7 protein-coding genes are annotated in these 10,658 nt (G+C 56.7%); all 7 read left to right on the forward strand.

Going from position 1 to position 10,658, the window contains the following annotated elements; genetic code table 11:
* Positions 1-138 precede the first annotated feature (138 nt).
* A complete protein-coding gene (gyrA, locus tag B5D52_RS15620; protein WP_016148861.1) occupies positions 139-2,700 on the forward strand; it encodes a DNA gyrase subunit A in 2,562 nt (853 codons plus the stop codon).
* Between the two features lie 571 nt (positions 2,701-3,271).
* On the forward strand, positions 3,272-3,463 hold the full coding sequence (locus B5D52_RS15625) for a hypothetical protein (RefSeq protein ID WP_016148860.1): 192 nt from the start codon (positions 3,272-3,274) through the stop codon (positions 3,461-3,463).
* A gap of 514 nt (positions 3,464-3,977) precedes the next feature.
* Positions 3,978-5,183, forward strand: a complete 1,206-nt coding sequence (locus tag B5D52_RS15635) for a cation:proton antiporter (RefSeq protein WP_016148859.1) — start codon at positions 3,978-3,980, stop codon at positions 5,181-5,183.
* A gap of 692 nt (positions 5,184-5,875) precedes the next feature.
* Positions 5,876-6,637 carry a ParA family protein gene (locus B5D52_RS15640; protein WP_016148858.1) on the forward strand — a complete coding sequence of 254 codons (762 nt, stop codon included), beginning with the start codon at positions 5,876-5,878 and terminating at the stop codon, positions 6,635-6,637.
* 19 nt (positions 6,638-6,656) lie between these two features.
* On the forward strand, positions 6,657-7,532 hold the full coding sequence (locus B5D52_RS15645; protein ID WP_016148857.1) for a ParB/RepB/Spo0J family partition protein: 876 nt from the start codon (positions 6,657-6,659) through the stop codon (positions 7,530-7,532).
* Between the two features lie 15 nt (positions 7,533-7,547).
* Positions 7,548-8,099 (forward strand): hypothetical protein, encoded by a 552-nt coding sequence (locus B5D52_RS15650; protein WP_016148856.1) that lies wholly within the window; start codon positions 7,548-7,550, stop codon positions 8,097-8,099.
* Positions 8,100-8,152: 53 nt separating this feature from the next.
* Positions 8,153-9,457, forward strand: coding sequence for a serine--tRNA ligase (gene serS, locus B5D52_RS15655; protein ID WP_016148855.1), 1,305 nt, complete (start codon positions 8,153-8,155; stop codon positions 9,455-9,457).
* The last annotated feature ends 1,201 nt before the right edge of the window (positions 9,458-10,658 follow it).

Raw genomic sequence — 10,658 nt, forward strand, 5'->3', positions numbered from 1 at the left:
CCAGCCTGCGCGGCTGGACCGCGCCGGGCCTCAGGCCCGGACCCGTTTTCGCCTGCGGGCGGGATGGGTGCGTCCCCGAATGTCACACGCGGGCGGGTTATTCCTGTCCGCGGAAAACCCTCTCATTGGAGGTTACAAATGAGTCAAGAATACGAAAATCAAATCATCAAACCGGTCGATCTTGACCGCGAGATGCGTAAATCCTACATCGCTTATGCGATGAGTGTTATTGTTGGCCGTGCGCTCCCCGATGTGCGCGACGGCTTAAAGCCCGTTCATCGCCGTATTCTCTACGCGATGTACGAGGACAACTTAACCGTTGACAAGCCCTTCCGTAAGTCGGCAACGACGGTCGGTAACGTGCTCGGTCATTACCACCCGCACGGTGACGCGTCGGTCTATGACGCGATGGTACGTATGGCACAGCCGTTCTCCCTCCGTTATCCGCTCATCGATGGTCACGGTAACTTCGGTTCCATCGACGGCGACCCCCCGGCGGCTTACCGTTACACCGAGGCGCGTATGGCAAAGATTGCAAACGTCATGCTCGCCGACATCAAGAAGGAAACCGTTGACTTCGTGCCCAACTTCGACGAGGAGCGCAAGGAGCCCGTCGTTCTGCCGTCCCGTATCCCCAACCTGCTCGTCAACGGCTCGTCGGGTATCGCGGTCGGTATGGCGACCAACATCCCGCCCCACAACCTCGGTGAGGTCATCGACGGCGTGTGCTACGTCATCGATCACCCCGAAGCCGATCTCGACGATCTGTGCGCCATCATCAAGGGACCGGACTTCCCGACCGGCGGTATCGTTATGGGTCGCGCCGGCATCCGCGCCGCTTACGCCACCGGCCGCGGCAAGATCAAGGTACGTGCACGCTGCGAGATCGAGGACATGCCCGGCTCGTCCGGTCGTGAGCGCATCATCGTCACCGAGATTCCGTACATGGTCAACAAGGCGCGTCTGGTTGAGTCCATCGCAAATCAGGTGCGCGACAAGCGCATCGAAGGCATTTCCGACGTGCGCGATGAGTCCTCGCGTGAGGGGCTGCGCATCGTCATCGAGTGCAAGCGCGATGCAAACGCGCAGGTCGTCTTGAACCAGCTCTACAACTACACCCAGCTCCAGGATACCTGCTCGATGAACCACCTCGCCCTCGTGCCCATCCCGCACGCAGGCCCCGATAAGGTTCAGCCCAAGGTACTGTCGCTGCGCGAGATCATCGACTGGTACATCACCTTCCAGAAGGACGTTGTTGCTCGCCGCACTCAGTTCGACCTCAATCGTGCCGGTGCGCGTGCGCACATCCTCGAAGGCCTCAAGGTCGCAACCGATCAGGACAACATCGATCGCATCATTGCCATCATCCGCGCGTCGCGCTCGGAGGCAGAAGCCAAGGAAAATCTGTGCAAGGAGCCGTTCTGGATTGACCAGATCGCTCTGCTCGGCATCGTAGACGGTTCCGAACACTTCGAGTTCCACCTCGACGACGCACAGGCACAGGCCATCATCGACATGCGTCTGGGTCGTCTGTCCGGTCTGGAACAGGAGAAGCTCAACGAGGAATACCGCGAGATCGAGGGCAAGATCGCATCCTTCCGCGAAATCCTGTCCTCCGATCACAATGTGCTCGAGGTCGTCAAGGCCGAGCTGCGCGAAATCCGTGCACAGTACGCCGACGAGCGCCGCACCGAGATTACCGCTGCTGCCGACGACATCGACATCGAAGACCTGATCGAGGAGCAGGACTCCACCTACACCCTGACCCATGCGGGCTACATCAAGCGCATGCCCACCTCGGCTTACCGCGCTCAGCGTCGCGGCGGTCGCGGTGTCAACGCGATGGCAACCCGTGAGGAGGACTTCGTCCGCAGCATCTTCAATGCGTCCACTCACGACAATATTCTGTTCTTCTCCAACCTCGGCAAGGTCTACAAGCTCAAGGGCTATCAGATCCCCGAGGCAGGCCGCGCGGCCAAGGGTCAGAACATTATCAACCTGCTCGAGATCGAACCCGGTGAGAAGATCACCGCGATGTTCCCCATCCGTGAGTTCACCGACGACAAGTACATGGTATTCGTCACCAAGTACGGTACCATCAAGCGCGTCGTGCTCAGCGACCTCCAGAACATCCGCAAGGTCGGTCTGCGTGCGCTCAGTCTGGCGGAGGGCGATCTGCTCGTAGACGTTCGCCTCACCGAGGGTCACGAAAATATCCTCATCGCTACCCATCAGGGTCGCGCCATCACCTTCGACGAGACCGAAGTACGTGCCATGGGCCGTCAGGCTGCCGGTGTACGCGGTATCCGTCTGGCGGACGGCGACTACGTCGTCGGCGCTGCCCGCGCAAGAAAGGGTGCTCAGGTTCTGTCGGTCACCGAAAACGGCTACGGCAAGCGCACCCTGGTTGAGGACTTCTCCATCCATCACCGCGGCGGCGGCGGTATCCTGCTGCACGGCCTGACCGATAAGACCGGTCTGGTGGCTGGTATCGCAGTCGTTGACCCCGAAAACGATATCATGATGATTACCGATGACGGTGTTATCATCCGTACCCCGGTTGAGGATATCCGTCAGTGCGGCAGAAACAGCCAGGGTGTTATCGTCATGCGTACCGGTGAGGACGTGAAGGTCATCTCGATCGCGCGAACCGATAAGGAAGAAGAGGACGAGGAAGCCGAAACCCCGGCAGAGTCCTAATTCCCGCCCGCAGGCGAAATGAAGTTTGGATCAAACCTTTTCAAAGGTTTGCGGGTTCTTAGGGCAGAGCCCTGAGTCGTGTCCCGCAGGACACGAAATCCCCTTTTGAAACCCGGTGTCCGACCCGGGTTTCAATTAAACTCTCGTTTTTCAGCGCGACCCGCTGGTCGCGCAAACTTTCCGTTCTCCGTTTATGGCTTGGCCGAGCAAGTCGGCCACAGCCTTACGGGAAAATACCCCACCGGGGTATTTTCTAAATCCGTAAGGTTCATGAAAACCGTCCCTATCGGGGACGGTTTTCTTTTTGCGGCGTTCAGTGCGGCAGTACGACCTGCTTTTGCGGTGCTCATTTACGCGCCCGGGGAAGGGCATGGCGATATTGCATGAAAACGCCTAAAACAATTTATCTATTTTATATATTGATTTTTCACTACTATAATTATATATTTTAAATACCTTTGCACGAAAAAATAAACAACAAAAGTTAAAAAACAGACGTAATTAGACCGGATATATTGAGTCATTTCCCAATATTTGAACAGGAAAGAAGATGAAAGGAGCACAGAATAATATGAAAAAAATCAACGCGAGAACGCTGCGCATGATTCAGCTCATCACCTTCATTTGCGGCATCATCCTTTTGCAGATGGTGCGTCTGGGCTACAAGAGCGGCAGCATTTCCGGCACGGTGGCGCTGGTCGTGAGCATGCTCATCGTGATCGTGGGTTCCTGGGTACTATCGCGCAAGTCGGGAAAGCAGTGAGGCACGGAAAAGGGAAGGGCTTTGATCGGAGTTCTTCGTCTTGCCGGTTCGGCAATCCCTCTGAAAGAGTCTGTCGTTCAATATGCAGATGTGAATAGCGTTTTATACAAATACAAACCGCTCTTTTTGGGCGGTTTTTCTTATGCTCCATCGAAACCGTAAAAAGTTTCATATTTTCTTTATGGATTTCTCTAAACGGTTTCAGAAAGATACATTCTTGCGCAGCGCGATACACGGTTGCTCCGGTTGAAATCCATTCCCGTTTCCTGCGCTTTTTTTCTTCGCATGGTTACAATTTTGCCCTTCTTTTCGTCATTTCCTACAATTACAAGCGGGTCGTTTTGTCTGTTATAATAATTCTCGTGGTCGAATAGACGGTCGGATTGCAAGACGCTGTTCGGCATTTTACACAAATTTTTCTGGAATTTATAGTCAAAAAGTACTTGTCCGCCCAAACAAAAAAGTCTATAATAACGCTATACTGTTTAGAAAGGGTATTGGAGGGATTTACAACATGCAGTCTTATGAATTTCTGCTCATTCTGGCAGTCATCCTATTGTCTACCAAGGTCTTTGGCCTGATTTCTGAGCGCGTTCATATGCCCCAGGTCGTCGGTGCACTGCTCGCCGGCGTCGTCCTCGGCCCGTCCGTCTTAGGTCTTGTCGAGGAGACCGACTTCCTGCTTAAAACGTCAGAAATTGGTGTCATTCTTTTGATGTTCATGGCCGGTCTGGACACCGACCTCGAAGAACTCAAAAAAACCGGTCTCGCTTCCTTCGTCATCGCTCTCATCGGCGTTGTCGTTCCGCTGATCGCCGGTACCGGTCTTTACCTCGTATTCTTCCCCGACGCGGGTGAGCCTCTGCACATGCTCAAGGCGCTCTTTATCGGCGTCGTGCTCACCGCGACTTCGGTCTCCATCACCGTCGAGACCCTGCGCGAAATGGGTCGGCTCAAGGGCAAGGTCGGCACTGCCATTCTGGGCGCTGCGATCATTGACGACATCATGGGCATCATCGTGCTGACGCTGGTTTCCGCGATGACCGACCCCACCGTCCAGCCCATCGCCGTGCTTGGCCGCATCGTTGCCTTCTTCATTCTGGTTGTCATCGTCGGTTTCGTCATGTACCGTCTGTTCCGCGCCATCACCAATGAATGGAGCAATCACCGCCGCATCGCGATTTACGCCCTGTCCTTCTGCCTCATCCTTTCCTTTGTCGCAGAACACTACTTCGGCATCGCGGACATCACCGGCGCATACTTTGCCGGTCTTATCCTCTGCAACCTGCTCGAAGCCCGCGAGTATATCAATAAAAAGGTCAATATCCTGGCCTATATGTTCTTCTCGCCGGTATTCTTCGCATCTATGGGTATCAAAACCGAGCTCGACGGCATGACCGGCAGCCTGCTCATCTTCTCCTTTGCTCTGCTCGCCATCGCGATCATCACCAAGATCGTCGGCTGTGGTCTGGGCGCAAAGCTCATGGGCTTTAATTGGAGCGATTCGCTGTCCATCGGTCTGGGCATGGTCTCCCGCGGTGAGGTCGCATTGATCGTCGCGCAGAAGGGTGCGCAGGTTGGTCTGATCGATAGCTCGCTGTTCCCGCCCATCGTGCTTGTGGTTATTGTTACGACGCTCATCACGCCTATCCTGCTTAAATTGTTTATGAAGTCGCCCGGTGAGGGAACACCGCCGAGTATCCGACATGATTTCATTTAAGTGGGAGAGGACAACCCGCCCGCTGGCGAAAAACGGGTCCGGGCCTGAGGCCCGGCGCGATCCAGCCGCGCAGGCTGGCCGCGCTCCGCAGAGCGCGGAACTCCCCTTTGAAACCCGGTGTTCGGCCCGGGTTTCAACTCAAACAAACAAAATGGGAAAGACCGTCCTTTCGGACGGTCTTTCCTTTTTCTTTGCCTGGACTGCGGCAGCCCGAACGGAGGGAATGCACGAAAGGCAGGAGTGGGGAAAACCAACCGGATGGTTGGTTTTCCATGAGCGCGCTTGGCGCGCAGAGAGTCTTGCCGCCTGCGGGCGGCGCTTTGAATTATTTTTGGTTGATTCCGGCTCAGGCCGGAATCAATAGGGGATTTCGCCCGTTGCGACGGGCGACTCAGGGCGCTGCCCTGAGAACCTGCAAACCTTTGAAAAGGTTTGATCCAAACTTTATTTCGCCTGCGGGCGGGAAATGTCGTTTTTGCTCATCGGGAAATCCAGTGTTTCACGTGAAACACCGGACGGATAAAGAAAACGTCCCAGTGGGACGTTTTCCCGTACGGCTGTGACCGGCTTGCCCGGTCAAGCCAGAAAATCAACATTTGAAATTTAAACCCGTTGTGTTATAATAATAGAGCATATCAAAATCGGCCCGAACGGTGCGAAAGCCGCTCTGCGGCCGGGAAAGGGCTACGCCAATGGCTAAAATCGTTGCGCTTATCAACCAGAAGGGCGGCGTCGGCAAAACCACAACCGCTGTCAATCTGGCCTGCGCTTTGACCGAAAAAGGGAAGAAAGTCCTGCTTTGCGACTTCGACCCGCAGGGCAACGCCACCTCGGGCGTCGGTCTCGAACCCCACGAACTCGAGACCTCTATTTATGAACTCATCATTTCCGACAAACCCGATGTCCGCGCCGCTATCGAACACACCGAGTGGGTCGATGTGCTCGGCTCCAATGTCGATCTGGCCGGTGCTGAGATCGATCTGATCTCACTCCCGCGCCGCGAGTTCCGTCTCAAGGACGTGCTCGATCAGGTGCGTGATGACTACGACTTCATCATCGTTGACTGTCCGCCGTCGCTCGGCATCCTGACTTTAAACTGTCTGTGTGCGGCTGACTCCTTTATGGTACCGCTCCAGACCGAGTACTACGCACTCGAAGGTCTGTCGCAGCTCATGGCAACCGTGCGCTCGGTACAGCGCGGACTGAATAAAAAAATCCGCATCGAGGGCATCCTCTTAACCATGTATGACGGTCGTACCAATCTGGCCGTGCAGGTCGTCGAGGAAGTCAAAAAGCATTTCGGTGACCGCGTTTACGCTGCGGTCGTGCCGCGCAACGTGCGCCTGTCCGAGGCGCCCAGCCACGGCAAACCCATCACCGCATACGACCGTTCCTGCCGCGGTGCGGCAGCTTATCTCGCGGTCGCGGAGGAATTTCTGCAAAAGAACCCGTAAATAAGGAGGAGGGAGTCCCATGGCAAAAGCGAAAGGCGGTCTGGGCAAGGGCTTCGGCGCTCTGCTCGGTGAAAGCCTGATGGCGGCCGAGGAGGAATCAGGCGGTGTGTCCACGCTGCCCATGACCCTCGTCGAGCCAAACCGCGAACAGCCCCGCAAACGCTTCTCACCCGAGACCATGCAGGAGCTGACCCGCTCCATCGAGATGCACGGCGTGGTCACGCCCATCACCGTGCGCAAAACCGAGAACGGGTATTATCAGATCATCGCAGGCGAGCGTCGCTGGCGTGCTGCGCGGTCGGCTGGTTTGACCGAGATCCCGGCACTCGTGATCGAGGCCGATGACAAGACGGTCATGGAGCTGGCGCTCATCGAAAACTTACAGCGCGAAGACCTAAACCCCATCGAAGAAGCTCAGGGCTATCACAGCTTGATGGAAGAATACGGTCTGACCCAGGAACAGGTCGCAGAGCGCGTCGGACGTTCCCGCCCGGCTGTCGCAAACGCCCTGCGCCTGCTGTCCCTGCCCGATGAGGCGCAGGAACTGCTCGCAGACGGTACGCTGTCCGCAGGCCATGCCCGCGCTGTGCTCGCCATCAAGGACGAAGCGCTGCGCACCCATGACGTACTCGAAAAAATGGCGGGCATGAGCGTCCGTCAGGCTGAAAAGTACGCCAAGAGCCTGCAAAAAGAACCCGAACCCCAGTCCGAACCCGATCAGCCCGCGGAGTTTCAGCCCGATTACACCGCGGCACTCGCAGAACGGCTGGAACACACCCTCGGACGCCGCGTCCGCATCGAACAGGGTAAGTCATCGGGTACGGTATCACTCGCGTTCTACGGAGACGACGACCTCGAACGATTGGTCGCCGCTCTGGAAACACTGTCCGTATAAACAGGAGGCAAACGCATGGAAGAAAAAAACAACGCCCCGCAGCCGTGCGGCGAAAAACAGCCGGAATCCAAAAAGTTCCTGGTCTTTTACGTCATCGGTCTGTTCTGCGTTGCGCTTGCGCTCATTCTCTTGAGCTATATCGCGCAGGTGCGTTCCGATCGCAGGCTCAATGAGCTGACCAACCAGCTGAGCACACAGACCAGCGCCGCAGAGGGTGCAAACGCTCGCGTGCAGGTCTTGCAGCAGTCGGTCGAGGAGCAGACCAAGGTCCTGAGCCAGCTCATGCAGCAGACCGGCACCGAAAACACCGATGAGCTGCTCGCGGCAGTCGAAAAGCTGTCCGATCAGAAAAAGGTACTGTACGAAATGACCATGGCGCAGCAGGAGCTCAGCCAGAACAAGAACGCCGAAGCCAAGGAACGCATCGACGGTCTGGTCACGAACTACACCCTCGAGCGCCTCAACGGTACCGCACAGGATGCGCTGCTGACCGAGGAGTCCGCAGCCCTCTTCACTGCACTCTACCAGCAGACTCGCGTCGTTCCGTCCGAGGAAACCGCCGAGTAATCACACATTCCATTTCTGTCAATCTTTAATCCGACCAAAAGGGGAGATTTCATATGTTAGATATCCGTTTTGTCCGCGAAAACCCGGACGCTGTCAAGGAAAACATCAAGAAGAAGTTCCAGGACGACAAGCTGCCGCTGGTCGATGAGGTCATCGAGCTCGACGCCAAGCTGCGCGCTGCCATCCAGGAGGCTGACGAGCTGCGCTCCAACCGCAAGAAGCTGTCCAAGCAGGTCGGCGCTCTGATGGGTCAGGCAAAGAAGGACCCGTCCAAGGCTGCCGAGGCTGAGGCTGTCAAGGCACAGGTTACCGCACAGGCTGCTCGTCTGGCTGAGCTCGAGGCGATGGAGTCCGAGCTGCAGGACAAGGTTCGCACCATCATGATGACCATTCCGCAGATGATCGACCCGTCCGTTCCGATCGGCCCGGACGACAGCGCAAACGTTGAGGTCGCTCGCTTCGGTGAGCCGGTTGTTCCGGACTACGAGATTCCGTATCACACCCAGATCATGGAGAGCTTTAACGGCATCGATCTGGACAGCGCTGGACGCGTTGCTGGTAACGGTTTCTACTACCTGATGGGCGACATTGCTCGCCTGCACGAGGCTGTTATCGCTTACGCGCGTGACTTTATGATTGGCAAGGGCTTTACCTACTGCATCCCGCCCTTCATGATTCGCGGCAACGTCGTAACCGGCGTTATGTCCTTCGCTGAGATGGACGCGATGATGTACAAGATCGAGGGCGAGGACCTGTACCTGATCGGTACCTCCGAGCACTCGATGATCGGTAAGTTCATCGACCAGATCGTTCCCGAGTCCAGCCTGCCCCAGACCCTGACTTCTTACTCGCCCTGCTTCCGTAAGGAGAAGGGTGCGCACGGCATCGAGGAGCGCGGCGTTTACCGTATCCACCAGTTCGAGAAGCAGGAAATGGTCGTTGTCTGCCGTCCTGAGGAGTCTATGGACTGGTACGAGAAGATGTGGCGCTACTCGGTTGAGCTGTTCCGCAGTCTGGAAGTTCCGGTTCGTCAGCTTGAGTGCTGCTCCGGCGACCTGGCTGACCTCAAGGTTAAGTCCTGCGACATCGAGGCTTGGAGCCCCCGCCAGAAGAAGTACTTTGAGGTTTGCTCCTGCTCCAACCTGGGCGATGCACAGGCTCGCCGCCTGAAGATTCGTGTACGTGGTGAGGACGGTAAGCTGTACCTGGCTCATACCCTGAACAACACCGTTGTTGCTCCTCCGCGTATGCTGATCGCATTCCTCGAGAACCACCTCCAGGCAGACGGCACCGTCACCATCCCGAAGGTGCTCCAGCCGTATATGGGCGGTACCGAGGTTCTGGTTCCTAAGAAGTAAGAAGGGAACGGAAACCCGCCCGCAGGCGAATTGAAGCTTTCGCCGGCCTTTCTCGAAAGGCCGCGGGTTCTCAGGGCAGCGCCCTGAGTCGTGTCCCGCAGGACACGAAATCCCCTTTTTGATTTTCGCCTTGCGAAAATCAACCAAAATAAAAATGGAAGCGCGACCCGCAGGTCGCGCAATACTCCGCGCACAAAGTGCGCTCATGAAAAGACCGTCCTTCGGGACGGTCTTTTCCTTTGCACCTTGCCCAAACTGTGGTCTGACAGGGAGAGGGTGCGCAGTAAGGGTGGGGATAGGGGAATCCGTTCCACGGGAACGGATTCCATGAGCGTCGCCCAAAGTGCGGTCTGATAGATTGAGGGTGCGCAGTAAGGACGGGGATAGGGGAATTCGTTCCACGGGAACGGATTCCATGAGCGTCGCCGAAACTGCGGTCTGACAGGGAGAGGGTGCGCAGTAAGGGTGGGGATAGGGGAATCCGTTCCACGGGAACGGATTCCATGAGCGTCGCCCAAAGTGCGGTCTGATAGATTGAGGGTGCGCAGTAAGGACGGGGATAGGGGAATTCGTTCCACGGGAACGGATTCCATGAGCGTCGCCGAAACTGCGGTCTGACAGGGAGAGGGTGCGCAGTAAGGACGGGGATAGGGGAATCCGTTCCATGGGAACGGATTCCATGAGCGCGCTTGGCGCGCAGGGGAATTGCGCGTCTGCGGACGCGCTTTTAACGAGAGTTTAGTTGATTCCGGCAAAGCCGGAATCAATAGGGGAGTTTCGCGCTCTGCGGAGCGCGACTCAGGGCGCTGCCCTGAGAACCCGCAAGCCTTTGAAAAGGCTGGCGAAACTTTTAGCTCGCCTGCGGGCGGGACGGGAGATTGGTGCGCAGTAAGGACGGGGATAGGGGAATCCGTTCCACGGGAACGGATTCCATGAGCGTCGCCCGGAGTGCGGCAGCCAAAGCGGAGGCATTGAACGAACGGTAGGAGAGGGGAAAACCAACCGCCGGGTTGGTTTTCCATGAGCGCGCTTGGCGCGCAGGAGAATTGCGCTCGCTGCGGCGAGCGCTTTTAACGAGAGTTTAGTTGATTCCGGCAAAGCCGGAATCAATAGGGGAGTTTCGCCCGTTGCGACGGGCGACTCAGGGCTCTGCCCTGAGAACCCGCAGCCTTTGAAAAGGCTGGCGAAACTTTTAGCTCGC

The organism is Butyricicoccus pullicaecorum DSM 23266 (genome assembly GCF_900167005.1).
Lineage (GTDB): Bacteria > Bacillota > Clostridia > Oscillospirales > Butyricicoccaceae > Butyricicoccus > Butyricicoccus pullicaecorum.